The 23,808-nt window shown below is 72.2% G+C and carries 24 protein-coding genes; 16 read left to right on the forward strand and 8 right to left on the reverse strand.

Features of this window, described 5'->3' with window-relative positions; genetic code table 11:
* Positions 1-23: 23 nt before the first annotated feature.
* Both FCN18_RS33725 and FCN18_RS33730 read right to left on the reverse strand, forming a co-directional pair.
* Positions 24-2,999 (reverse strand): AAA family ATPase, encoded by a 2,976-nt coding sequence (locus tag FCN18_RS33725; RefSeq protein ID WP_137097064.1) that lies wholly within the window; start codon positions 2,997-2,999, stop codon positions 24-26.
* Positions 2,996-4,162, reverse strand: coding sequence for an exonuclease SbcCD subunit D (locus FCN18_RS33730; RefSeq protein WP_170200635.1), 1,167 nt, complete (start codon positions 4,160-4,162; stop codon positions 2,996-2,998). Before FCN18_RS33730 ends, FCN18_RS33725 begins: the two co-directional genes overlap by 4 nt.
* Before the next feature lie 170 nt (positions 4,163-4,332).
* On the opposite strand from FCN18_RS33730, the gene FCN18_RS33735 reads away from it, so the two are divergent.
* Positions 4,333-5,250: a DNA recombination protein RmuC gene (locus FCN18_RS33735; protein WP_112270873.1), complete on the forward strand. Its 918-nt coding sequence runs from the start codon at positions 4,333-4,335 to the stop codon at positions 5,248-5,250.
* Positions 5,251-5,391: 141 nt separating this feature from the next.
* Positions 5,392-6,396 carry a DUF6542 domain-containing protein gene (locus FCN18_RS33740; RefSeq protein WP_137097065.1) on the forward strand — a complete coding sequence of 335 codons (1,005 nt, stop codon included), beginning with the start codon at positions 5,392-5,394 and terminating at the stop codon, positions 6,394-6,396.
* A gap of 703 nt (positions 6,397-7,099) precedes the next feature.
* On the opposite strand, the gene FCN18_RS33745 is transcribed toward FCN18_RS33740, so the two are convergent.
* Positions 7,100-8,137, reverse strand: coding sequence for a 4-hydroxy-3-methylbut-2-enyl diphosphate reductase (locus FCN18_RS33745; RefSeq protein WP_112270869.1), 1,038 nt, complete (start codon positions 8,135-8,137; stop codon positions 7,100-7,102).
* Positions 8,138-8,256: 119 nt separating this feature from the next.
* On the opposite strand from FCN18_RS33745, the gene FCN18_RS33750 reads away from it, so the two are divergent.
* From FCN18_RS33750 to FCN18_RS33775, 6 genes are all read left to right on the forward strand, one after another.
* On the forward strand, positions 8,257-8,850 hold the full coding sequence (locus FCN18_RS33750) for a lipid droplet-associated protein (protein ID WP_112270868.1): 594 nt from the start codon (positions 8,257-8,259) through the stop codon (positions 8,848-8,850).
* Complete coding sequence (gene xseA, locus FCN18_RS33755) at positions 8,847-10,109, forward strand: exodeoxyribonuclease VII large subunit (protein WP_113644990.1); 1,263 nt, start codon at positions 8,847-8,849, stop codon at positions 10,107-10,109. The genes FCN18_RS33750 and xseA overlap by 4 nt, the downstream gene beginning before the upstream one ends.
* Before the next feature lie 2 nt (positions 10,110-10,111).
* Positions 10,112-10,534, forward strand: a complete 423-nt coding sequence (locus tag FCN18_RS33760) for a hypothetical protein (RefSeq protein ID WP_112270864.1) — start codon at positions 10,112-10,114, stop codon at positions 10,532-10,534.
* Between the two features lie 9 nt (positions 10,535-10,543).
* A complete protein-coding gene (locus FCN18_RS33765; protein WP_112270862.1) occupies positions 10,544-10,813 on the forward strand; it encodes an exodeoxyribonuclease VII small subunit in 270 nt (89 codons plus the stop codon).
* 107 nt (positions 10,814-10,920) lie between these two features.
* A complete protein-coding gene (gene glpX / locus FCN18_RS33770) occupies positions 10,921-11,979 on the forward strand; it encodes a class II fructose-bisphosphatase (protein WP_112270860.1) in 1,059 nt (352 codons plus the stop codon).
* A 5-nt stretch (positions 11,980-11,984) separates the two neighbouring features.
* A complete protein-coding gene (locus tag FCN18_RS33775; protein ID WP_228714257.1) occupies positions 11,985-12,776 on the forward strand; it encodes a S1 family peptidase in 792 nt (263 codons plus the stop codon).
* Between the two features lie 3 nt (positions 12,777-12,779).
* Here the strand turns inward: FCN18_RS33775 and FCN18_RS33780 are convergent, their stop codons facing one another.
* Positions 12,780-13,766 (reverse strand): NAD(P)/FAD-dependent oxidoreductase, encoded by a 987-nt coding sequence (locus FCN18_RS33780; protein WP_137097066.1) that lies wholly within the window; start codon positions 13,764-13,766, stop codon positions 12,780-12,782.
* A 102-nt stretch (positions 13,767-13,868) separates the two neighbouring features.
* Between FCN18_RS33780 and FCN18_RS33785 the strand changes: the two genes are divergently transcribed.
* Positions 13,869-15,266 carry a class II fumarate hydratase gene (locus FCN18_RS33785; protein ID WP_112270854.1) on the forward strand — a complete coding sequence of 466 codons (1,398 nt, stop codon included), beginning with the start codon at positions 13,869-13,871 and terminating at the stop codon, positions 15,264-15,266.
* A gap of 272 nt (positions 15,267-15,538) precedes the next feature.
* On the forward strand, positions 15,539-15,769 hold the full coding sequence (locus FCN18_RS33795) for a hypothetical protein (RefSeq protein ID WP_137097067.1): 231 nt from the start codon (positions 15,539-15,541) through the stop codon (positions 15,767-15,769).
* A gap of 269 nt (positions 15,770-16,038) precedes the next feature.
* Here FCN18_RS33795 and FCN18_RS33800 read toward each other — a convergent pair whose 3' ends face one another.
* Positions 16,039-17,067, reverse strand: a complete 1,029-nt coding sequence (locus FCN18_RS33800; RefSeq protein ID WP_137097068.1) for an aldo/keto reductase — start codon at positions 17,065-17,067, stop codon at positions 16,039-16,041.
* A gap of 119 nt (positions 17,068-17,186) precedes the next feature.
* Here FCN18_RS33800 and FCN18_RS33805 point away from each other — a divergent pair, with 119 nt between their 5' ends.
* Entirely contained in the window at positions 17,187-18,056 is an 870-nt protein-coding gene (locus FCN18_RS33805) for a helix-turn-helix domain-containing protein (protein WP_137097069.1), read from the forward strand.
* Here FCN18_RS33805 and FCN18_RS33810 read toward each other — a convergent pair.
* Positions 18,026-18,733 (reverse strand): zf-HC2 domain-containing protein, encoded by a 708-nt coding sequence (locus tag FCN18_RS33810; protein WP_112270845.1) that lies wholly within the window; start codon positions 18,731-18,733, stop codon positions 18,026-18,028. The genes FCN18_RS33805 and FCN18_RS33810 overlap by 31 nt on opposite strands.
* A 68-nt stretch (positions 18,734-18,801) precedes the next feature.
* Here FCN18_RS33810 and FCN18_RS33815 point away from each other — a divergent pair, with 68 nt between their 5' ends.
* On the forward strand, positions 18,802-19,344 hold the full coding sequence (locus FCN18_RS33815) for a sigma-70 family RNA polymerase sigma factor (RefSeq protein ID WP_206078040.1): 543 nt from the start codon (positions 18,802-18,804) through the stop codon (positions 19,342-19,344).
* Here FCN18_RS33815 and FCN18_RS33820 read toward each other — a convergent pair.
* On the reverse strand, positions 19,328-19,903 hold the full coding sequence (locus tag FCN18_RS33820) for a TetR/AcrR family transcriptional regulator (RefSeq protein WP_112270841.1): 576 nt from the start codon (positions 19,901-19,903) through the stop codon (positions 19,328-19,330). The genes FCN18_RS33815 and FCN18_RS33820 overlap by 17 nt on opposite strands.
* 72 nt (positions 19,904-19,975) lie before the next feature.
* Here FCN18_RS33820 and FCN18_RS33825 point away from each other — a divergent pair, with 72 nt between their 5' ends.
* From FCN18_RS33825 to FCN18_RS33835, 3 genes are read left to right on the forward strand one after another with little or no spacing between them, the layout of a single operon-like run.
* Entirely contained in the window at positions 19,976-20,920 is a 945-nt protein-coding gene (locus tag FCN18_RS33825; RefSeq protein ID WP_137097071.1) for a DMT family transporter, read from the forward strand.
* A complete protein-coding gene (locus FCN18_RS33830; RefSeq protein WP_137097072.1) occupies positions 20,881-22,395 on the forward strand; it encodes an ATP-dependent DNA ligase in 1,515 nt (504 codons plus the stop codon). The genes FCN18_RS33825 and FCN18_RS33830 overlap by 40 nt, the downstream gene beginning before the upstream one ends.
* A gap of 9 nt (positions 22,396-22,404) precedes the next feature.
* Complete coding sequence (locus FCN18_RS33835; RefSeq protein ID WP_137097073.1) at positions 22,405-23,028, forward strand: MBL fold metallo-hydrolase; 624 nt, start codon at positions 22,405-22,407, stop codon at positions 23,026-23,028.
* On the opposite strand, the gene FCN18_RS33840 is transcribed toward FCN18_RS33835, so the two are convergent.
* On the reverse strand, positions 23,006-23,395 hold the full coding sequence (locus FCN18_RS33840; RefSeq protein ID WP_112270833.1) for a YybH family protein: 390 nt from the start codon (positions 23,393-23,395) through the stop codon (positions 23,006-23,008). The two genes, FCN18_RS33835 and FCN18_RS33840, sit on opposite strands and share 23 nt — an antisense overlap.
* Here FCN18_RS33840 and FCN18_RS33845 point away from each other — a divergent pair.
* Positions 23,381-23,803 carry a winged helix-turn-helix transcriptional regulator gene (locus tag FCN18_RS33845; protein WP_206078041.1) on the forward strand — a complete coding sequence of 141 codons (423 nt, stop codon included), beginning with the start codon at positions 23,381-23,383 and terminating at the stop codon, positions 23,801-23,803. The two genes, FCN18_RS33840 and FCN18_RS33845, sit on opposite strands and share 15 nt — an antisense overlap.
* The last annotated feature ends 5 nt before the right edge of the window (positions 23,804-23,808 follow it).

Genomic DNA, 23,808 nt, shown 5'->3' on the forward strand with positions numbered 1-23,808 from the left:
ACCGGCCGCGAAGCCAAGCGATATCAGGCAGCGGTCATCCCTCCCTCCAGCTCGATCGTGGATCCGGCTCGGGACTTGCGTACCCGCAACCGGGTGGGAATGCGCTGGCGCAGCTCCTCGACGTGCGACACCAGCCCGACGACCCGCCCACCCGCGCGCAGCTCGTCGAGCACGTCCATCACCACGTCCAGCGTCTGCCCGTCCAACGTGCCGAAGCCCTCGTCGACGAACAGCGTGTCGAGCAGCGCCCCGCCGGTCTCGGCGGCGACCACGTCGGCGAGGCCGAGCGCGAGCGAGAGCGAGGCGAGGAACGACTCGCCACCCGACAACGTCTTGGCGGGCCGCACCGCCCCCGAGTAGTCGTCGAGCACGTCGAGGCCGAGGCCACCTCGCGTGCCACGGGAACCGGCGGCGTCGGAGTGGACGAACGAGTAGCGCCCCTGGCTCATCGAGCGCAGGCGCACCGTCGCCGCCACGGCCACCTCCTCGAGCCGGGCCGCGAGCACGTACGACCGCAACGACATCCTGCGGGAGTTCTGCCCGCGCCCGTTCACGACATCGGTGAGCGCGTCGAGCTCCGCGAACTCCTCCTCGGCGGGAGCAAGTTCCGCGAGCGCGGCGGCGAACCGCTCCACGAGCCCGTCCACCTCCTCCGCCCGTTGCGTGGCCGCGCGCAGGGTGGCGACGGCGCCCTCGGCCCGCGCCCTCGTCTCGTCCGCTTCCAGCCTGGCCGTCTCGGTGTCCACCTCGTCGTCCGGTGACACCCCTGCCAGCTCGGGCTCGGCGAGCACTGCGCGGGCGGCCTTCTCCTCGGCCTCCGCGTCGGCAAGCGCCCGCTCCAGCTCGGCGACGCGGGCCTCGGTGCGGGCGGCGGCGAGCGCCTCCTCCACGGTGGCGAACCCGGCCTGCCGCACCGCGTCGCGGAGCGCGGTCCGCTGCTCGTCGAGCCGTTCCTTCGCGGTCGCCCTGACCGTCCGCGCCTCGGCGAGCGCGTCGAGCGCGCCCACCACGGCGACCAGGTGCTTCCTGCGCTCACCGACATCGGCGAACTTGCCGCGCGCGATGTCGAGCCTGCGCTCACGCTCCTCGACGCGTTCGGCCAGCGTCCGTCGTTGCTCCTCGGCCGCGCCCGCCGACCGTTCGGCCTCAGCGCGCTGGGCCGTCAACTCGGCATACTCGGCCTCGACCGCCCGCACGGAGGTGTCCAGCCGAGCCTTGCGGTCGGCCAGCGTGGTCAGCTCGGCAAGCTCCGTCCGCACCGTGGCGAGTGCGTCGGTGAGCTCCTCCGGCGTCCTCCCACCCAGCCGCTCGCGTACGGCGGCGAGCGTGCTCTCGGCCTGATGCCGTGCCGTGAGGGCGGCAGCGCGGTGCTGTTCGGCGGCGCGTTCGCGCTCCGCCGCGGCGGCCTCGTCCGCCTCGCCGACGGAGTCCGCCGTCGCCGTAGCCGGTTCGGGGTGCTCGGCGGACCCGCACACGGGGCAGGGCTCGCCATCACCGAGCCGTGTCGCCAGCTCGGCCGCCATCCCGGCGAGCCGCCGCTCCCGCAGGTCCAGCAGCACCGTCCTGGCCGTGTTGTAGGCGTCGGTGGCCTCCTGTTCCGCGCGGACGGCCCCCGCGGCGGCTCGCTCGAGCGCGGGAACCTCCTTCGCGTCGGCGAGGGCGTCGACCAACTCGGACTCGCGTGCCCGAACGCCGTCGAGCCGCACCTCGGCCTCGGCCGCCTGCTCACGCTGCAGCCGCAGTTCCCGGGCGCGCTCGGGCAGGCCCTGCAGCTTCTCGCCGAGCGCCGTGGCCTGCGCGGTGGCGTAGGTCGCCGTCTCCACGAGGTCCCGCAATCGCTTGCGGTCCCGCTCCTGCTGCTCGGCCTCGGCGACGAGCCCCGCCAGCGCGCCCGCCTCCTCCCGCAGCGACCCCGCCCGCTCGCGCAACACCGCCACGGGGCTGTCCGGTTCGGCGAACCCGGTGGCCACCAGCGCCTCGCGCGCGGTGGCCTCGGCGGCGCGGGCTCGCTCGAACCGCTGGTTCTGCCGGTCGGCCTCGGCCGCGGGCCCCGTGACGGTGACGGCGCGCCGCGCCGAGGCCAGCTCGGCGGCCCACCGCGCGCGTTCGTTCGCCTGCTCGTCCAGCGCGGCGATCCGCTGCCGCGCCGCCCGCACCCGGCGCACGCGCTCCGCCGCGGTCCTGCGCTCGTGGAGCTTCGCCTCGGCGCGCTCGCGCGCCGCACTCGCCAGCCGCTCCTCCTCGCGGGCTGCCGCGACGGCCTCGGCCGCGCGCCGCCTGAGCACGTTCGCCCATTCCTCGCCCGCGCCCTCGGGTGGCTCCTCGCGCGCCGCCTGCGCGAGGCGGGCGAGCCATTCGCGCACGGATTGCCTGCGCCGGTCGAGCTCCCGTCCCCGTGCCGTGCGCAGTTCGCGGAACCAACGTTCGGCGTCGGCGAAGCGCTGGGTGCCGAACAGCCGCTCCAGCAACTGTTCCCGCTCGGTGGTGTCGGCCCGCAGGAACCGTGCGAACTCCCCCTGCGGCAACAGCACGACCTGGAAGAACTGCTCGGCGTTCATCCCGAGCAGGCGCTGCACGGTGCGGGACACCTCGTCGATGCGCGTGATGCCCTCGGCGGGCTGCCCGTGCGGCGCCTCCCCGAGCCACGTCAGCGACGCCGTGGCCTGCTGGGTGGTGAAGCCGTCACCACGCCGCTTCGGACGCTGGTATTCGGGGCTGCGCACCAGCCGGAGCCGGTATCCCTGCACACTCAGCTCGAGCACCACCTCGGTACCCGTGTCGTTGTCGGCGATGTCGCAGCGCAGCCGCTTGACCTCCCCCCTGGCTCCGGGCACCGCGCCGAAGAGAGCGAAGGCGACGGCGTCGAGCAACGTGGTCTTGCCCGCGCCCGTGTCGCCGTGCAACAGGAAGAGCCCGTCCGCGCCGAGTGCGTCGAAGTCGACGACCTCACGCCGCGCGTACGGCCCGAAAGCCGTGACCTCGAGCCGATGGAGTCTCATCGGGAATCACCGTCCTGTTCGGGATCACGCTTGCCCGCGGCTTCGAGTGCCGCGGTGAGCAGTGCGTGTTCGCGCTCGCTCGGCGGGGCGCCCCGGCAGTCGTCGAGGAAGCCGCTCGCGATCTCGGAGTCCGACCGCCCGCGCACGGCCTCGGCGTAGCGGAACACGGTCGCCTGGCCGCCTTCCGGTTGCCAATCCAGGTGCACCGCATGGGGAAACCGCTCTCGCAGCCTGCGCATGGCGTCCACCGGCCGCACGCGGTCGGTGAGCGTCGCGGAGACGAAGCAGTCCACGAGCCCGGCGTACTCCGGGGCTTCGAGAAGGTCGGCGAGCAGGCCCCGCATCGTCGCGAGCCGCCTCGGCACCGGAAGGTCGCGCCGTTCGACTCCGGCGAGTCCGTCGGCGTCGAGGTCGACGAGCCACACCGATTTCCGTTGCGCCGTCTCGGAAAACGAGTACGCGAGCGGGCTTCCCGAGTAACGCAGGTGTTCCGCGAGCGTCTGCGCTCCGTGCAGGTGTCCGAGTGCGACGTAGTCGACACCGTCGAAGACGGAGCCCGGGACCTGTTCGACACCACCGACCGCGATGGTGCGTTCGGAGTCGCTGCCGACGCCGCCCGTGACGAAGGCGTGCGCCAACACGACCGATCGCGTTCCGGGCTCCCTGCCTGCCAGATCCTCGGTGATCCGGCGCATCGCCTCGGTGAGCACGCCGGTGTGCCCGCGCGCCTGCGGCACCCCGAGTGCATGGCGGGCGATTTCCGGTTCCAGATAAGGGATTCCGTAGAGCGCGACCGGTCCGTGGTCGTCTTCGAGCACCACCGGTTGGGCCAGCTCGGCCGCCGTCGTGCGCAGGTGCAGACCACCGGCCGCGGCGAAGTCGGCGAACGCACCGAGCCGCGCCGCCGAATCGTGGTTGCCGGGCGTGATGACGAGCTGCGCGCCCGCTTCCCTGATCCGCTTCATCGCACGAGTGGCCACGCGCACAGCCTCGGCGGACGGCACCGCACGGTCGTAGACGTCACCCGAGACGAGGACGACATCGACCGCCTCGCCGGCCACCAGGTCGGCGAGGTGAGTCAGGACCGTCTCCTGCTCGGCGAGCAGGTCGGCACCGTGGAAAGTCCGTCCGACGTGCCAGTCCGAGGTATGCAGCATCCGCACGCGATCAAAGCTAGGACGCCAGGCCGACAGAACGGGGTACAAACGACCGGCGTGTCACTCGAACGTGTGTTCGAGTCGGGTCGTGGCCGGTTTTGTCGGTGGCGTGCGCCATGATGCGTTCAGTCGATCACGAGCCGGGATCGGCCGACGAGAAGGAAGGGAGCGCGCCCGTGGGTTCGACGGTGCTCGCCACGGCGGCAGTGGTGGTCGCCCTGCTGCTGGCGGGAGCGGTCGTCATGTTGTGGCGGCTGTACCAGGACGGCATGCGCCGGGCCGACGCGGCCGCGCGGCAGGTCGACGTCGAACGGGCGCGAGTGGACGAACAGCAGACGGCATTGCGCCGCTACGAGGTCGCGTTCGCCTCGATCAGCGGTCGTGGCGAGCTGGGCGAGCAGGTGCTGATCGAGACCGCCCGCGCGCTCGGACTGCGCGAGGGCCTCCACTTCACCCTGCAGACCGACCTCGCGGGCGGCGGAGCCGCGAAGCCGGACATGGTCCTGCGGGTCGGTGGGGACCGGTCCGTCCCCGTCGACGCCAAGGCGAGCATGGCGTGCTGGGCGGAGGCCGTAGAGACCGACGACCCCGAGGAGCGGCTCGACGCGTTGCGGGTCCACGTCCGCAACCTGCGGTCGAGGGCGGCCGAACTCGCGGCGAAGGGCTACCAGCGGTGGGCCGACGCGATCTACGGCACGGTCATGTTCGTGCCGTCCGACGCGGCCGTGGTCGCGGCACTCGACACCGACCCGGAGCTGCTGCGGTGGATGCTCGACCGTCGCGTGTTCCTGTGCGGTCCAACCGGTTTCGCGGTGATCGCCTCCGCCGCGATGTTCGCGGCGACGGAACGGACGCTCGTCGACGACGTCGAGCGGGTGCGCTCGTCCGCGGCGTCGGCACACCGGGCGGCGGGCAACGCCGTCGACGCGGTCAACCTCTCGAGCACTCACCTGCAACGGTTCCTGTCGGCTCGGCGACGGGAGCTGGACGCGCTCGAGAGCTTCCGGGCGAGCGTAGGGCCGCTCACCGAGGCCGCAGCGAGCCCGGCTCCGGTACCCGCTATCCGGAAAGGGGACGAAATAGCGACAACCTGACGAAGTTCTCAACTGCTGGTTCATACCATTACCGGCCGTGACCGCCCTGATGTGCTTGAACTCACGCTCTCAGGTGTTGCGAGCGGCGAGGGCGCGGAGTGGTAGCGGGTTTCGGGGCTAAACGGGATACGGTGTTGCCTCGTGACCGCCATACGCGATCGCCGGAGCGATCCTGACGCCGCAGATGACGATGCGCAGATCCCGTGGGATGAGCGTGCCGTCCTCGGCGCCCGGCGCGGTCTGCCTTGGTGGGGAGCGGTGCTGCTCACCCTCGGCTTGGCAGTGGTGGGCGCCATCGTGGACCTGCAGGTCTCTGACGACCTGGGCGTGCTGTTCCAGGTGATGTTCCTGATCGGCTCGCTCGCGGCCGTCGCCGCCGTGCAGCGGCGGAACCTGTTCGGGCCGATGGTGCAGCCGCCACTGATCCTGGCCTTCACGGTCCCGGTGCTGGTGCTGACGGCGTCCGGACTGCCCTCGAGCAGCGACACGCTGGCCAAGGTGCTCGCGATCAGCACCCCGCTGATCAACGCGTTCCCGATGATGGCGATCACCACCGGGCTGACCGTGGCGCTCGGCTTCTATCGCATGTACCGCGAGCGGGATCCCGACGCGCCAGAGAAGGTGCGTGCCAAGGGCACGCGGGCGGAGGACAAGCGCGCGGGCGACCCGGGCCGCAAGCGCGGCCTGGCGAAGCGTGCGAAAGAGACAGACGACGACCATCTCGATCGTCCGGAACGAGCGGACCGGGCCGGCAAGCGGCCACCTGAGGGCCGTGGCGAACCGCCGCGGCGTGGACCGGGACAGGGCGGTCCCGCTGCCGGCGCGGCGGGTGGCCGCAGGCAGCGTCCTGAGGACGCGCCCCGACGTGGCCGGGAGAGGGCCGCCGACCGCGACGCGGGCCCGGGCGGCAAGCCGCCGCGGGACCAGACGGGGCGGCCGAGGCAGCCGCGCGTTCCTCCGGACGCCGCCGAGCGCAAACGCCGCGTCGAGGAGTGGCCGGACTCGATTCGTGGCCCCAAGCGGCCACGGCGCACACCACCGCCTTCAGACGAGCCGCCGGGCCGGGGCCGCGGTCCCCGGCGTGAGCCGGGGCGCGACGAACGGCCACCCCGCCGCAACCGTCCCTGGGACGGCGACCGGGGCTGACGCCGCACTCGCGTCTCCGACGCGAAAGCTCCGTTGGCGCTGACGACGGGAGGTTCCGTTCGCAGCGCCACCCCGGAGGATCCGCTCGCTTCCGGCGCGGAAGCTCCGCTCGCGCCGACGGTGTGGAGGCTCCGTACACACGGCCGCGCAGATCCATTCGAATGTGGCGGAAAGGCACCGTTCACACCGACGGCGCGGCCACTCCGTTCGCGACGGTGACGCCGAAACCCCGCTCGCGCCTCCGACCCGGAAGATCCATTCGCACCCGGCGGAAAAGCACCGCTCACACCGACGGCGCGGCCACTCCGTTCGCGCCGATGAACCGGTCACAGCAAGGCAGGGCCCGGCACGGCAGGGCCCGGCACGGCACGGCCGGGCCCAGAGCGGCAGGGCCCGGCACGGCCCAACACGGCAGCCACGCACGGCCAGCCCAACCCAACACGGCCCAACACGGCAGGCACGGCACAGCAAGGCCAGCCCAACATGGCCCAACACGGCACGGCACGGCACGGCACGGCACGGCACGGGCAAGCCTGGACCACGGCCGGGGCTCGGACCATGGACCGTCGCCGACGCGGAGGCTCCGATCGCCCCGGACCACGGAGCCAACGGTCCGGCACCAACGCGAAGGTCCCCTCCGCCGCGGCGAAGGGGACCTTCGGAACAAGCACGGCCGAGCCGCCTCGGCGGTCCGGCGAAGGGGTCAGCGCACGCTGCTGCGCGCGGTCTCCGAGCCGGACCGGAGCTCCCTCGGCAGCGCGAAGGAGATCTTCTCGTTCGCCGTGGTGACCTCCTGCACATCGGCCCAGCCGCGCTCGGCGAGCCACTCCAGGAGCTCCATCACGAGCACGTCCGGCACCGAGGCGCCGCTGGTGACACCGACAGTCTCGACGCCGTCCAGCCAGGCCTCGTCCACCTCGTGCGCGTAGTCGACCAGGTGCGAGTCGCGGGCGCCCGCCTGGAGCGCCACCTCCACGAGCCGCTGCGAGTTCGACGAGTTGGCAGAGCCGACCACGAGCACCAGATCGCATTCGGCGGCCATGGCCTTGACGGCCACCTGGCGATTCGAGGTCGCGTAGCAGATGTCGTCGCTGGGCGGGTCCGAGATCTCGGGGAAACGCTCGCGCAGCTGGTCGACGCGCTCCATGGTCTCGTCGACGCTCAGCGTGGTCTGGGAGAGCCACACGACCTTGGACGGGTCGCGCACCTGGACCTTCTCGACGTCTTCCTCGGTGTCGACGAGCTGCACGCGGTCCGGCGCCTCACCGGAGGTGCCCTCGACCTCCTCGTGCCCGGCGTGGCCGATCAGCATGATGTCGTAGTCGTCGCGCGCGAACCGGTTGACCTCCTTGTGGACCTTGGTCACGAGAGGGCAGGTCGCGTCGATCGTGCGCAGGTTCCGCTCCTCCGCCTCGGCCCGCACCGCCGGGGAGATGCCGTGCGCGGAGAAGACCACGAGGCCGCCCTCGGGCACCTCGGACGTCTCGTCGACGAACACGACCCCGCGCTCACGCAGAGTGTCCACGACGTGACGGTTGTGCACGATCTCCTTCCGGACGTACACCGGCGGGCCGTGCATCTCGAGCGCCTTCTCGACGGTGATCACGGCACGGTCGACACCGGCGCAGTACCCGCGCGGCTTCGCCAGCAGAACGCGCTTACCACCGGAGACGGACGCGTCGTCGGCAGACGGCACCGATACGCTGGTAGCAGGCTCTGTTCCGGGACTCGCTGCACTCATGCCACCCAGGGTACGGGTGCGACAGGCCCGGCAAGCCGGGAGACGCTTTCCTGGGATGCGCGACACGCGTTAACCCATTCGGCTGGGCAGGATGAACCATGTGCGGCAGGCTTAGGGACATGAAGCAACTCCCGTTCCCCGTCCGGGTGGCCGCGGGGCTCGCGGTCACGACCGCCGAGCGGGTTCGCGACCTTCCCAAGCAGCTCACGGAGCTTCCGGTGACGGTCGCCAGCCAGGTGCTGCAGGCCTCGATGCGCGTGCAGCAGCACGTCACCGAGCTGGCGATCAAGGGGGACGACGCGCTGTCCTCGCTGCGTCCCGCCGAGGAGGCGCCGAGCTGGGCGACGTTCGACGAGGACCTGGAGGAACCGCCGAGCACTCCCGCGCCCAACGGGCACCGCCCCGCCACGGCGTTCGACGACCCGTGGGGCGCCGAGGAGCGCGCGCTCGCCGAGGAGCACACCGAGGGCGAGTTCGACAGCCCGGGAGCGCCCAGCGCGGGACCGGCGGGCGTCACCGACTACGACTCGCTCACGCTGCCGCAGCTCAGAGCGCGCCTGCGCCGGTACACGCTGACCCAGCTGGAGGAGCTGCTCGCCTACGAGCGCGACCACGCCAACCGGCCCTCGTTCACCGGCATGCTGACCCGCCGCATCGGCAACGTGCGGGCCGAGCAGGCCGAAGGCGACTCCGAGGACACGACCGAACGGTGAGCAGCGGCACCGAACCCGTCACCCGGCCGTCCGGCCAGGCCTCCACCGCGGAGAGCCCCTGGCCGGTCCGCACGGTCGCCCGCAAGATCGCGGACTGGATCCACCGCCTCGGCACGGTCTGGGTCGAGGGCCAGGTCACCCAGATCTCCGCGCGGCCGGGCACGTCGACGGCATTCCTGACGCTGCGCGACCCGGCCGCCGACGTCTCGATGTCGGTGACCTGCCCGATGCGCCTGCTGCGCTCCATCGATCCGCCGCTGCGCGACGGCGCGAGCGTGGTCGTGCACGCCAAGCCGACGTTCTTCCTGGGCAGGGGAACGCTGAGCCTGCGGGCCAACGAGATCCGCGCGGTCGGCATCGGCGAGCTGCTCGCGCGCATCGAGCGGCTGCGCAAGCTGCTCGGCGCGGAGGGGCTCTTCGCGCCCGAGCGCAAGCGCAGGCTGCCGTTCCTGCCCAAGGGGGTAGGCCTCATCACCGGCCGGGCGTCGGCCGCCGAGCACGACGTGCTGGTGAACGCGCAGGCCCGCTGGCCCGCCGTCAAGTTCCACGTCGTCAACACCGCCGTCCAGGGCGTGAACGCGGTGCCGCAGATCGTCCGCGCACTTTCCACTTTGGACGCCAATCCCGAGGTGGACGTGATCGTGATCGCTCGCGGCGGCGGCAGCGTTGAAGACCTGCTGCCGTTCTCGGACGAGACGCTGTGCCGGGCCGTCGCCGCGGCGGGCACGCCGGTGGTCAGCGCGATCGGGCACGAGCCCGACTCTCCGCTGCTCGACCACGTCGCCGACCTGCGCTGCTCGACGCCGACCGACGCCGCCAAGCGCGTGGTGCCGGACGTGCGCGAGGAGACCGCCAGGGTGCACCAGCTGCGCGACCGGGGCCGCAGGGCGCTCCACGGCTGGGTCGACACGCAATGCCGTCTGCTCGACCAGCTCCGCAGCCGCCCCTCGCTGGCCGATCCGCTCGGACCGATCGAGCGCAGGGCCGACGAGGTCGAGCTGAACGTCGAGCGCGGAAGGCGAGCGATCTTGACCACACTCGCGCACGAGCAGAGCGCGCTGACCTCAGCTCGCGCGCGGCTCACCGCGCTCGGGCCTTCGGCGACGCTCGAACGCGGGTACGCGGTCGTGCAGTTCTCGGACGAGGAAGGCAACCTCAGGGTGCTCCGATCGGTCTCTCAGATTGCCGAAGGAGCCGCACTGCGCGTGCGCGTTGCCGACGGCGCGATCCGAGCGACCGCCCTCGCACCCGAGGAGTGAGGATGCAGCACTGCACGTTCCTCCCGCTGACGACCGATGCCGCCGCCCGCCTCTGCCGGAGCACGACCGGTGAGCGGCACGGCAGGGCGAGGGTCGTCCGGCACCGGGCCGCCGAGGTCGAGACCGCCGCGGCGCACTGCTGGACCGCGCTGCTCGCAGGCTGCGACACGGCGGGCAGGTGGGAGCTGGGGCCGCGGCTGCGCAGGCTCTCGGAGGCCACGTCCCTCTACACGGGCACCCGCTGGTGGTTCGCCGACGGGTCGGTGCACCGCAGGCGCGTCGCGGGCGCCCAGTCCTCCATCGAGGACGCGATCGCGGACGGTGACGGCGGGGAGTTCGCCAGGGCCTTCGTCGGCTACGACCACGCCATGGCCAGCGCGGTAGTGTGCGCTGCGAGCACCACCCGCCAACGATCGAGAGCGTGAGACAACAGCGTGAGCGAACCAGACGGCACGGCCGAACTCGGCTACGAGCAGGCCCGCGACCAGCTCATCGAGGTGGTGCGCGGCCTCGAGGCCGGTGGCCTCTCCCTTGAGGAGTCGCTCGCGCTCTGGGAGAAGGGCGAGCGGCTGGCGCGGCTGTGCGAGAAACACCTCGAGGGCGCCCGTGAGCGGATCGAGGCTGCCCTGGCTACCGTGGAGGACGCGCCGGACACCGAGACCACCGAGGATGCCGAAGGCTCCGCCGGCCGCGACTCGGAGTGACGTCCGCGACAACTGTGAGCGTCCGATTCGGCACGCCGCCTGGTTAAGGTGAGGCGGGCCGTATGCAGGTGACGCCAGCGTCGACAACGCCATCCGGGAGGCAGCAGATGACCGCCGACAACACGTCCTCGAGCTCGACGAGACGCGTAGAGGCTCCGGACCGCAACCTCGCGATGGAACTCGTCCGGGTCACCGAGGCCGCGGCGATGGCCGCCGGCCGCTGGGTCGGCAAGGGCGACAAGAACGGCGGTGACGGCGCGGCGGTCGACGCGATGCGCCAGCTCATCGGCACGGTCTCGATGCGCGGTGTCGTCGTGATCGGCGAGGGCGAGAAGGACGAGGCGCCCATGCTGTACAACGGCGAGGAGGTCGGCAACGGCGACGGGCCCGACTGCGACGTCGCCGTGGACCCCATCGACGGCACGACGCTGATGTCCAAGGGCATGCCCAACGCGCTCGCGGTGCTCGCGGTCGCCGAGCGCGGCGCGATGTTCGACCCTTCCGCGGTGTTCTACATGGAGAAGCTCGCCGTGGGCCCCGAGGCCGCAGGCGCGGTGGACCTCTCGGCGCCGATCGCGGAGAACATCCGGCGTGTGGCGAAGGCCAAGCACAGCGGGGTTTCCGACGTCACGGTGTGCATCCTCGACCGGCCGCGCCACGAGGGGATCGTCAAGGAGGTCCGCGAGGCGGGCGCCCGCATCCGGTTCATCAGCGACGGCGACGTCGCCGGCGCGATCGCGGCGGCGCGGCCCACCACAGGTGTGGACATGCTGCTCGGCATCGGCGGCACGCCGGAGGGCATCATCGCGGCGTGCGCCATGAAGTGCCTCGGCGGTGAGCTGCAGGGCAGGCTGTGGCCGAAGGACGACGCCGAGCGGGAGAGGGCCGTCGCGGCCGGCCACGACCTCGACCGCGTGCTCGGCACCGACGACCTCGTGCGCGGCGACAACGTGTTCTTCTGCGCCACCGGCGTCACCGACGGCGACCTGCTGCGCGGCGTGCACTACCGCTCAGGCGGCGCGACGACGCAGTCGATCGTGATGCGCTCCAAGTCGGGCACCGTGCGGTTGATCGACGGCTACCACCGGCTGACCAAGCTGCGTTCGTACTCGTCGGTCGACTTCGACGGCAGCGGCGCCGACGACGTCGTCCCGCCGATTCCCTGATGCGGGTGGTCCGGCGCCGACTCGCGGCTGTGCTCGCGGCCGCCGTCGTCCTGTTGTGCTCGTGGCCCGCTCCGGCGTCGGCGGTGCAGCCACTGCTCGTCGGAGGGGTCGACGCCGACCAGAACTACCCGTTCATGACCGCGCTGGAGCTGCCCTCCGGTGAGCACCTGTGCGGTGCCTCCCTGGTCCGGCCCGGCTGGCTGGTCACCGCGGCGCACTGCGTGCAGGGCAGGACGCTCGACGGATTCACGGCCAGGGTCGGCAGCAACGACCGCACCCAGGGCGGCGAGGTCGCCAAGCCGGCCGAGATCGTGGTGCATCCCGACTACGACCCGGCCGGTCCGGGCGGTGACATCGCGCTCGTGCGGCTGGCCACGCCGGTCAAGGCGGTGCCGGTCGAGCTGGGCACGCAGGCCGGGGCGGGCACTCCCACCCGTCTGCTCGGCTGGGGCCAGACGTGCCCTGAGCAGAACTGCGGACCGAACCCGGCGATGCTGAAGCAGCTGGACACCACGATCGTGGATGGCAAGGGCTGCACGGGCTTCGACGCGGCGGTGGAGCTGTGCACCGGCAACCCCGGCGGCACGAAGGGCGCGTGCTACGGCGACTCGGGCGGGCCGCAGCTCGTGCGGGTCGAGGAGCGCTGGCAGCTGGTCGGCGTTTCCAGCCGCCCAGGCAACGACGACGCGAAGTGCGCCACCGGCCCTTCGATCTACACGTCGGCGGTGGCCTACACGCAGTGGATCAACGAGCGGACCGCGCCACCACCGCCTCAGGAGCCGGAACCGGCACCGTGAGGCTCACTCCGCGTTGCTGGAGTGGCCGGGGAACAGGTGCGCATCGGGGTTGAGGGTCACGGCGATGTTGTTGATCGCCGTCGCGGCCTCACCGAAGCCGGTGGCGATGAGCTTGACCTTGCCGGGATAGGCGGCCACGTCGCCTGCGGCGAAGACGCGGTCCCGCGCGGTGGCCATCGTGGAGTCCACCGCGATGGCGCGGTGATCGATCTTCAGGCCCCAGTTCTCGATGGGCCCGAGGTCGGCGGTGAAGCCGAGCGCGGCCACGACGGTCTGGGCGGGCAGCACGACGCGCTCGCCGCCCTTGAGCTCCAGTTCCACCTCGGCCAGCTCACCGTCGCGGTCGCGCAGTGCGGTCACTTCGGCGTCGGTGATGATGCGGGCACCGCCTTCACGGGCCTGGCGCACGATCGACTCCGCGGCGCGGAACCTCGCCCGCCGGTGCACGAGCGCGACGCTGTTGGCGATGGGCTGCAGAGCGAGCACCCAGTCGAACGCCGAGTCACCGCCGCCGACCACGACCACGTCCTGCCCGGCGTGCGCGTCTAGCGCGGGCACGAAGTGCACGAGGCCCCTGCCGAGCCACCCGTCGCCCGCCGGCAGTGGGCGTGGGGTGAACTCGCCGATGCCCGCGGTGATCAGCACGGCGCCGGCACGCACGACCTCGCCGCCGTCGAGCGTCATCTCCAGGCCCGAGTCCGTGGTGGTCAGCGCCTCCGCCTTACGCCCGAGCAGGTAGGTGGGATTCCACTGCCCCGCCTGCTCCACGAGCCCCTTGATGAGGTCCCGCCCGCGCACGGCGGGGAACCCGCCGACGTCGTAGATCAGCTTTTCCGGGTACATCGCGGTGACCTGTCCGCCCGCTTCCGGCAGCGAGTCGACGATCGCCGTCGACAGGCCGCGGAAACCCGCGTAGTAGGCCGCGAACAAGCCGGTCGGCCCCGCCCCGACGATCAGCACGTCGACGCTGGACTCCATGGGCGAGCCCATTGGCTCACCGCCCTTCCGCCAGTGGTGGGTGGCAGTCTCGTAACCGATCTTAGTGCGCGAGGACACCGGGCGGTCGGGTTTGCGCTAGGCCAGACTGGCGCTATGGCTGAACAGCGATACCGGATCGAGCACGACACGATGGGCGAGGTCAAGGTGCCCGCCGACGCCCTGTACCGCGCGCAGACGCAGCGCGCCGTCGAGAACTTCCCGATCTCCGGCCGTGGCCTCGAGCGTGCCCAGATCCGCGCGCTCGGCCTGCTCAAGGCCGCCGCCGCGCGCGTCAACGCCCGGCTCGGCGTGCTGGACGGCGACGTGGCCGCCGCCATCGCGAAGGCAGCCGACGAGGTCGCCGAGGGCGCCCACGACGAGCACTTCCCGATCGACGTGTTCCAGACCGGTTCCGGCACGTCGTCGAACATGAACGCCAACGAGGTGATCGCGACGCTCGCCTCGCGCTCCCTTGGCCGTGACGTGCACCCGAACGATCACGTCAACGCGTCGCAGTCGTCCAACGACACGTTCCCGACCACCATCCACGTCGCGGCCACGGAGGCCGTGCTGACCGACGTGGTGCCCGCGCTGGACCACCTGGCGACCGTGATCGAGCAGCGGGCAGCCGAATGGCAGGACGTCGTGAAGTCGGGCCGCACGCACCTGATGGACGCGGTGCCGATCACGCTGGGCCAGGAGGCGGGCGCGTGGGCCGCGCAGGTCCGGTTCGGCATCGAGCGGCTGCGCAGCGGCCTGCCGAGGCTCGGCGAGCTGCCGATCGGCGGCACGGCGGTGGGCTCGGGGCTCAACGCGCCGGACGGCTTCGGCTCGGCCGTGGCCGGGGAGCTGGCGAAGGTCACCGGGCTGCCGCTGACGGAGGCGCGCGACCACTTCGAGGCGCAGGCGGCACAGGACGGCGTCGTGGAGACGTCGGGGCACCTGCGCACGGTCGCGGTGTCGCTGAACAAGATCGCCAACGACCTGCGCTGGCTGGGCTCGGGCCCGCGCACCGGCCTCGCGGAGCTGGCCCTTCCGGACCTGCAGCCGGGCAGCTCGATCATGCCGGGCAAGGTCAACCCGGTGATTCCGGAGGCCACGCTTCAGGTGGTGGCGCAGGTGATCGGCAACGACGCGGCCGTCGCGTTCGCGGGCGCGCAGGGCAACTTCCAGCTCAACGTCAACCTGCCGGTGATCGCGCGCAACGTGCTGGAGTCGGCGCGGCTGCTCGCCGCGGTGTCGCGGCTGCTGGCGGACAAGGTCTTCGCTGGGCTGACCGTCAACACCGAGCGCACGCGGGCCTACGCCGAGGGCTCCCCGTCGATCGTCACGCCGCTGAACAAGTATCTCGGATACGAGGAGGCGGCGGCCGTGGCGAAGCAGGCGCTCAAGGAGCTGAAGACGATCAGGGAGGTCGTGCTGGAGCGCGGTCACGTCAGGGACGGCAAGCTCACCGAGGAGCAGCTCGACGAGGCGCTCGACGTGCTGCGGATGGCGCGCGGCGGCAGGTAGGGGGCCACCAGCGGGTGGGGCCTCCGTTCGCCTGCGTGCAATGGCGCATCCCCTGCGCTGCGAGCTGATCGACCTGCTCACGGTGGAGCGCTCGGCGACGGCCACGCGGTGTGCCCGGGTGCCCGGCGAGAGCGTGGCGAGCTGCTGCTAACACCTGAACATGCTGGCCAAGTACGGCTTCGTCGAGGAGGCCTCGGGGGAACTCGGGAAAGCCGTGGCGCGCCACCAGCGCGAAGCGGGACTTCCGGCTGTCCGAACTGGACAAGGAAGGTGTGCTCGCAGGCGAGGCAGCGGCCGATGCCTTCCTCGAACACGAGATGACCGTGCTGCGGAGCCGAATTCGGGCGCACGACCTCGAGCCCGAGAACTGGCGGAGCGCGACCGGGATCGTCACTTCGAACACGTTCCTCACCGCCGACGAGGCGGCGCGGGTGCGCGACGAGATCATGGCCATCGTCGAACGCTACCGGCATCGGCTCACGGACCCGGAACGGCGGCCGTAGGGCTCGCGCGAGGTCCGGCTGTTCACGGCGCTCACCGCGGCACCGGAGAAACGAGCGGGGAGAAACCGATGACCCACCCGATTTCCTCGACGCGCTCGTCCACCAGAGACGCGCGAGCCTGCGACGCTCGGCAAGCAGGCGCAGGCATCGAAGGCGTACCCCTCGCGAGCGGCTCGGCTGGCTGCTCGTCGACTGGGGCCTTCGCCTCGCGGACGCGCGGCCCACAACGCCGGCCGCGTCGGCATCCGCGGGCCGGTGAGCCCGGCCGGCTACCGGCGCCTGCGGAGTGCCGAATCGGCGAGCGAGGGCGGCAGGTAATCGGCGTCGAGCGGGTTGAGGTCGGTGCCCGGCGGCACGATCTCGTCGATCCGGTCGAGCACGTCGTCCTCCAGCACCAGATCGACACCGGCCAGCAGGTCGGTAAGCTGCTCGTGGGTGCGCGGACCGATGATCGCCGACGTCACCGCCGGATGCGCCCGCACGAACGCCAGCGCCAGGTGCGTCAGGGACCTGCCGAGCTCGGCGGCGAGCTTGCGCAGCTCGGCCACCACCTCCAGCTTCCGGGCGTTCGCCGGTAACGCCGGGTCGAACTTGTGCCGCTGCACCGTGCGCCTGCCCGTGGTGAGGTCGACGTCGGCGGCCTTCTCGTACCGGCCGGAGAGCCAGCCGCCCGCGAGCGGGCTCCACGTCAGCACGCCGAGGCCGTAGCGCGCGGCGGTAGGCAGGACCGCGGTCTCGATCGAGCGGTTGAAGATCGAGTACGGCGGCTGTTCGGTCCTCGGCCGCACGTGGCCCCTGCGCTCGGCGACCCACTGGGCCTCCACGATGCGCTCGGCGGCGAACACCGAGGAGCCGATCACGCGGACCTTGCCCGCGCGCACGAGGTCCGACAGCACGGACAGGCTCTCCTCGAGGTCGGTCGTGTGGTCGAAGCGGTGGAGCTGGTAGACGTCGAGGTAGTCAGTGTCGAGCCTGCGCAGGCTGTCCTCGACGGCCCTGGTGATCCAGCGCCGGGAGTTGCCGCCGTTGTTGGCGTCGGGGCCCATCGGGAAGTGCACCTTCGAGGCGAGCACCACGTCGTCGCGGCGGCCCTTCAGCGCCTTGCCGACGATCACCTCGCTCTCGCCGTCGGAGTACATGTCGGCGGTGTCGACGAAGTTGATGCCCGCGTCCAGCGCGGTGTGCACGATCCGCACGGCCTCGTCGTGGTCGGTCGTGCCCCACGCGCCGAGCATCATCGCGCCGAAGCAGTACTCGCTGACGGAGATGCCGGTACCACCGAGAATTCGCCTTCGCATGTCTGTTCTCCCTGTCGTGATCGGTACTCCCACGTTCACGACCCCGGAGTGCGGCTGCCAGGACCCGCGTGACCCTAGGTCCGGCAGTACCAGGTTGCGGGCGCCGGGATACTCGAATCATGACCGAGGCAGCGGACCTGGGCTCGTTCCTCAAGGCCCGGCGCGCGGCGCTGGACCCCCGCGACCGGGGCCTGCCGGAGGGCGCCACGCGGCGGCGGGTCGCGGGGCTGCGCCGGGAGGAACTCGCCCAGCTCGCGGGCATGAGCGTGGACTACTACACCCGGCTGGAGCAGGGCCGCGCCCGCAACGTGTCGGACGCCGTGCTCGACGCGCTCGCCCGCGCGCTGCGGCTCACCGCCGACGAGACGACCTACCTCCGCAACCTCGCCAGGTCCCAACGACGCCGTCCGGTGCGCAGGCCGCAGCGGGTCCGTCCGGAGATCCTCCAGCTCATGGACGCGATGCGGGGCGTGCCCGCGATGGTGTTCGGCAGGCGCTGCGACGTGCTCGCGTGGAACGCGCTCGGCGGCGCGATCGCGTTCGACTTCGCGAGTGTGCCGCCGCAGGAGCGCAACGTCGCGCGCCTGTTCTTCCTGGAGGAGGCGACCGCGCGTGGCCTGCACCCGGAGTGGGAGCAGCTGGCCGAGGAGGTCGTCGGCAACCTCCGCGCGGCCGCCGGGCACGATCCCGACGACCCGGAGCTGGCGAGGCTCGTCGGCGAGCTGTCGGCGCACAGCGCCGTGTTCCGCGGGCTGTGGAACTCGCATTCGGTGCAGGAGAAGGCGAACGGCGTGAAGCGCATCCGCAACCCGGTGGCAGGCGATCTCGTGCTGCGGTACGAGACGCTGCTGCTGCCAGACGACCCGACGCAGGCGCTGATCACCTACACCGCCGAGCCCGGCTCGGAGTCCGAACGTAACCTGCGGCTGCTCGCGAGCTGGGTGGCCGAGCGGCCCGCTCAGGCGGCCCTGCGCGCGGCGGGGGGCTGATACTCCTCCCGCGAGCCTTCGGACCGCTCGGCGCGTTCGGTGTCCGGCCCGGTCCCGGCGAACCACCGGCGGCGTTCGTCCCCTCGGCCGCCCGGCCACGGGCTGCCGCGCTCGGCGGCGCCGAGCAGCACGGTGAGCAGCGCACCGGCCAGCAGGGGCAGGTGGGTGCCGAGCCGGTGCCAGGTGACGTGGCCCTGCACGACGTCGACCACGGACAGCAGCACCAGCGCCGCCGACAAGGTGAGCAGCAGCGGCCATTGGCTGCGGGCCCGGCCCGGCCGCGCCGCGACCCACAGCAGCGCCACACCGACGGCAAGGTTGAACGCGGCCGTCTCGTTCAGCAGGTGCCCGGTGCCGTGTGCGGGGTCCGAGATGAGGAACTGGCCGGCCACCACGCCCAGCTGGCACAGCGCCGTGACGGCGAGGGCCCAGCGGAGGCCGGTGCGCCACTGCGCCCGGCGGGAGGGACGGAAGCCAGCGAGCGCACGCTCGGTGACGTCCGGTACGTCGACTGCGGGCGCGAGCCTGGCAAACCGCGTCACCTCGGCGGCGCGCTCGCGCCACGCCGCGCAGTCCGGGCACCCGCTGACGTGTTGGTCCAGTTCAGCGGGCTCGACGCCGGGCTCCTCCCCGTCGAGGGTCGCGGAGATCGCCTCGCGCGCGGTCACACAGTCCATACCCTGCAGGTTGCCATCCGGACCCGGAAAGTTCCCGGCAACCTGCCCCTGCTCTAGGGTCGATCGCCGTGGACGACGAGATCACGCAGTACGCGGTGCGGGCCGCCGACGGCGACCGGCGCGCCGCGGAACGGTTCGTCGCCACGACCAAGGGCCCGCTCCACCGGCTGCTGACGTACCTCTCCGATCCCGGTTCCGCCGAGGACCTGGTGCAGGAGACGTACCTGAGGGCGTTCGGCTCGCTGCGTGGCTACGAGGGCCGTTCGCCCGCGCGCACGTGGCTCTTCGCGATCGCCCGCAACGTCGCGGCCGACCACCTGCGGGCCCGCAAGCGCAGGCCGCCGACCAGCGCGACGGCGGTCCCCGAATCGGCGGCGACCGCCCCCGACCACGGCAGGCTCGTGGCGCTGCACGCGCTGGTCGCGGGGCTCGACGCCGAGCGGCGGGAGGCGTTCGTGCTCACGCAGCTGCTCGGCCTGAGCTACGCGGAGGCCGCGGAGGTGTGCGGATGCGCCGTCGGCACCATCCGCTCGCGAGTGTTCCGGGCGCGCGACGAACTCACCCGCGCCGTCGGCGGGGAAGAGGACCAGGCCGTCAGCTCGACTCGATGAGCTGTTTGGCCACTTCCTTCGCGTTGCCGACCGCACCGGGCACCACCCCGAGCGTCGAGGTCACGTTGGCGCCCTCGATGAGCACGAGCAGGGATGTGGCGAGCTTGCGCGGGTTGCGCACGCCCGCCTCCCTCGCGAGGGTGCGCAGGTACTCCAGCAGCCACTGCTTCTGCTCGCGGATCACGTCCCGGCCGGGGTGCGCTGCGTCGGGCAGCTCCGCGTGCGCGTTGACGAACGCGCAGCCGCGCGGGTTCTCCTCGGCGATCCATTGCTCCAGCGCGTCGAACACGAGCAGCAGGCGCCGCGCCGGGGCGATGCGTCCGCGCTGCTCGACGACGCGGATCACGTGCTCGCGCCAGCGCTCGTCGCGGCGCCGCAGGTAGTGCGCGATGAGCGCGTCCTTGGACCCGAAGCGGTCGTAGAGCGTCTTCTTCGTGACCCCGGCCTCGCTGGCGATCGCCTCGACGCCGACAGCGTGAATGCCGTTGTCGTAGAACAGTTTCCCGGCCACCTCGAGCACGCGCTCGGCGGCCGGCGTCAACGTCGTCTCCTCACTCACCCCTTGACAGTATACCGATCGGTTTAGTACGTCTAGTAAACATACCGGTCGGTTGACTGCAACGGAGGTCCGATGAGTGCACTGCTCGCGGTCGGCTTCGTGCTCATGTGGAGCTCCGGCTTCGTGGGCGCCGTGCTCGGCACCGCCTCGGCGGGTTCGGAGACCCTGCTCGCGTGGCGGTTCCTCATCGTCGTGCTCGTGCTCGGCGCGTGGTGGGCGCTGACCCGGCGCAGGCGGTTGCCCGCTCGCGAGGTGGCGGTGCACGCGCTGGTGGGGTTGTTGTCGCAGGGCGTGTACCTCTCCGGGGTGGTGTGGTCGGCCGAGCTGGGCGTGCCGGCGGGGATCGCCGCGCTGATCGCCGCACTGCAGCCGATCGCCGCCGCCGCGCTGGCGGGGCCGCTGCTCGGCGAGCGCACGTCCGCGTCCCAGTGGCTCGGCCTCGTGCTCGGCCTCGGCGGTGTGGCGCTGGTGGTCGCGGGCGACCTCGCCCGACCGGGCGCCGCTCCGGCACTGGCCTACGCGCTGCCGTTCCTGGCGATGGCCGGGCTGGTGGCGGCCACGTTCACCGAGCGGAGGCTGCCGTCCGAGCTGCCGCTGGGCGACTCGCTGCTGATCCAGTCCGGGGCCAGCGCCGTGGTGTTCACCGCGGTCGCCGCGCTGACCGGCGGGCTCACCCCGCCCACGGACGGCTCGTTCTGGTTCGCGGTCGCCTGGGTGGTGGTGCTCTCGACGTTCGGCGGCTACGGCTTCTACTGGCTCAACGTCCGGCGCGGCTCGGTGACAAGGGCCTCCACGCTGCTGTACCTCACGCCCCCGACCACGATGGTGCTGGCGTTCGTGATGTTCGGCGAGCAGGTCACCGCGGGCGGCCTGCTGGGGCTCGGGGTCTGCGTCGTCGCGGTGCTGCTGGTGCTCCGTTCGCCCCGCTCACCACGCTCACCACGCGAAATGTCGGCCCCTGGGGAGATGATGGCGGCATGCTCCTCCACGACGTCGTCAGCGCCTCCGCGGACCTGACGGCCACGCGCTCGCGCAAGGCCAAGACCGCTGTGCTCGCCAGGCTGCTCACCGCCGCGCGGCCGGAAGAGCTGGCGGCCGCGGTCGCGTTCCTCACCGGGCAGCCGACACAGGGCCGGATCGGCGCGGGCTGGCGCACGCTCGCCGAGCTGCGCACCGAGCCCGCCGCCGAGCCGGGGCTCACGGTCGCCGAGGTCGACTCCGCGCTGGGCGAGGTGGCGGACACCAGCGGCAGCGGCTCGGCGAAACGCCGCGCACAGGTACTCGGCGACCTGCTCGCCCGCGCCACCAAGGCCGAACAGGACTTCCTGTTCCGGCTGCTGACCGGCGAGCTGCGGCAGGGCGCGCTGGAGGGCGTGATGGTCGACGCGATCGCAGAGGCCGCCGGTGTGGCAGGCGAGACGGTACGCCGCGCGTTCATGCTTTCCGGCAGGCTGCCGGCCACGGCCGTGGCCGCGATGACGGGCGGCACCGAGGCGCTGCTGGCGTTCCGGCTCGAGCTGGGCAGGCCGATCCGGCCGATGCTCGCCTCCCCCGCCGAGTCGCTCGGCGAGGCGCTGGCCGAACTCGGCTCGGCCGTCGTGGAGTACAAGATGGACGGTGCGCGGATCCAGGTGCACCGCGACGGCGACGAGGTGCACGTCTACACCAGGACTCTGCGGGAGATCACCGCGCACGTCGGCGAGCTGGCCGAGCTGGTGCGCGCGCTGCCGTGCGAGTCGGTGGTGCTCGACGGCGAGACGCTCGCGCTGGCCGACGACGGCAGGCCACGCCCCTTCCAGGAGACGATGTCGCGCTTCGGCAGCACCCGAGAGGAACAGGTGCGTGCGCTGCTGCTGCGGCCGTACTTCTTCGACTGCCTGCACCTCGACGGCACCGACCTGCTCGACGCGCCGTTGCGCGAGCGCAACACGGCGCTGCGCCGGGTCGCCGGCGAGCACATGATCCCCGGCGAAAGCGAGCCCGCCGACGCCGACGCGCTGCTGGCGGCCTCGCTCGCCGACGGGCACGAGGGCGTGGTGGTCAAGGACCTCGACTCGCCGTACGCGGCGGGCAGGCGCGGCAGGGCGTGGCTGAAGGTCAAGCCCGTACACACGCTCGACCTGGTGGTGCTCGCCGCAGAGTGGGGCCACGGCAGGCGCACCGGCTACCTGTCCAACCTGCACCTCGGTGCCCGCGACCCCGACGGCGGGCCGCCGATCATGGTCGGCAAGACGTTCAAGGGCCTCACCGACCAGCTGCTCACCTGGCAGACCGAGCACCTGCCCGAGCTGGAGACCCACCGCGACGACTGGACGGTGTACGTGCGTCCCGAGCTGGTGGTGGAGATCGAGCTGGACGGCGTGCAGACCAGCACGCGGTACGCGGGCGGCGTGGCGCTGCGGTTCGCACGCGTGCTGCGCTACCGGCCGGACAAGGAGGCGGGTGACGCGGACACCATCGACGCCGTGCGTGCCATGCTGCCCGGCGGTTAGGGTTCCCGCATGGCAGCGACTGTGCAGAACGTGGTCACGTCCGGCGTCTTCGAGCTGGACGGCGGCAGCTGGGACGTCGAAAACAACGTGTGGATCGTGGGTGACGACGCCGAGGTGATCGTGATCGACGCGGCCCACGACGCCGCCCGCATCGCGGAGGCCGTCGGCGAACGCGCCGTGCGGGCCATCGTGAGCACGCACGCGCACAACGACCACGTCAACGCCGCTCCCGAGCTGGCCCGGCTCACCGGCGCACCGATCCTCCTCCACCCGGACGACCGCGTGCTGTGGGACCTCACGCACCCCGACCGGGCACCCGACGGCGAGCTGGCGGACGGGCAGAAGCTCACCATCGCGGGCACCGAGCTGCGCGTGCTGCACACACCGGGGCACGCGCCCGGCGCGGTGTGTCTCTACGCGCCCGACCTCGGCGCGGTCTTCACGGGCGACACGCTCTTCCACGGCGGACCCGGCGCGACCGGCCGGTCCTACTCGGACTACCCGACCATCGTCGGCTCCATCACCGAACGCCTGTTCCCGCTGCCCGAGGAGACGGTGGTGCACACCGGCCACGGTGAGCACACCACGATCGGCGCCGAGAAGCAGGGCGCTACCGGTTGGGAGAAGCCCTGACACCCATGGGGTTGTCGATCACGTAGCGCCAGTGGCCGTCCGCACCACGGCGCGCGACGTCGGTGGCGGTGCCCTCCAGGTGCACGCCGTCGCCGTCGATGGACCAGTCGACGATCAGTAGCGCGATGTCGCCCGCGACCTCGACGCGACGCGGCCGCACGACCATCGGCAACCCGAGCGCGAGCAGCTCGGCGTTGGCCTTGTGCACCTCCGCGCCGGTGACACTCACGCCGTCGGGCCGCACGAAGACCGCGCCGTCCTCGTAGACGATCTCGGGCGTTCCCGCGTTGAACGCCGCGGCGAACACGAACGGGTGCTCGGCCGCGTCGGTTGTCAGGTGGACACTGGGCTCGTGCTCGATGCTCATGTCACCAGCCAAGCGGGCCCGCCCGAGGGTCACCAAACGGTAAGCCGCGCGTTCGATCCGGAGCTGGTGCCCGACGCGAGGGGCGCCACCGACCGGCCGGAGCCGGACTGCCCGGTGGAGATCGCGCTGGCCGCGATCTCCGGCCGCTGGACGACGCTCGTGCTGCGCGAGCTGATGGGCGGGCCGCGTTCGTTCGGCGAGCTGCGCGAGGCGTTGCCCACGCTGTCGGCGAAGGTCCTCACCGAGCGGCTCGGCGGGCTGACGGACCGGGGGCTCGCGGTGCGGGAGGTGCGCCCCGGCTTCCCTTCACGGACCACCTACCGGCTGACCGCCGCGGGCCTGCGGCTGCGGCCGCTGCTTGCGGAGCTGTACCGCACCGGGGCCGCGTTGTCCGGATTCAACCCGTAAGCTGA

Source organism: Prauserella endophytica (genome assembly GCF_005146945.1).
GTDB classification, from domain to species: Bacteria; Actinomycetota; Actinomycetes; order Mycobacteriales; family Pseudonocardiaceae; genus Prauserella_A; species Prauserella_A endophytica.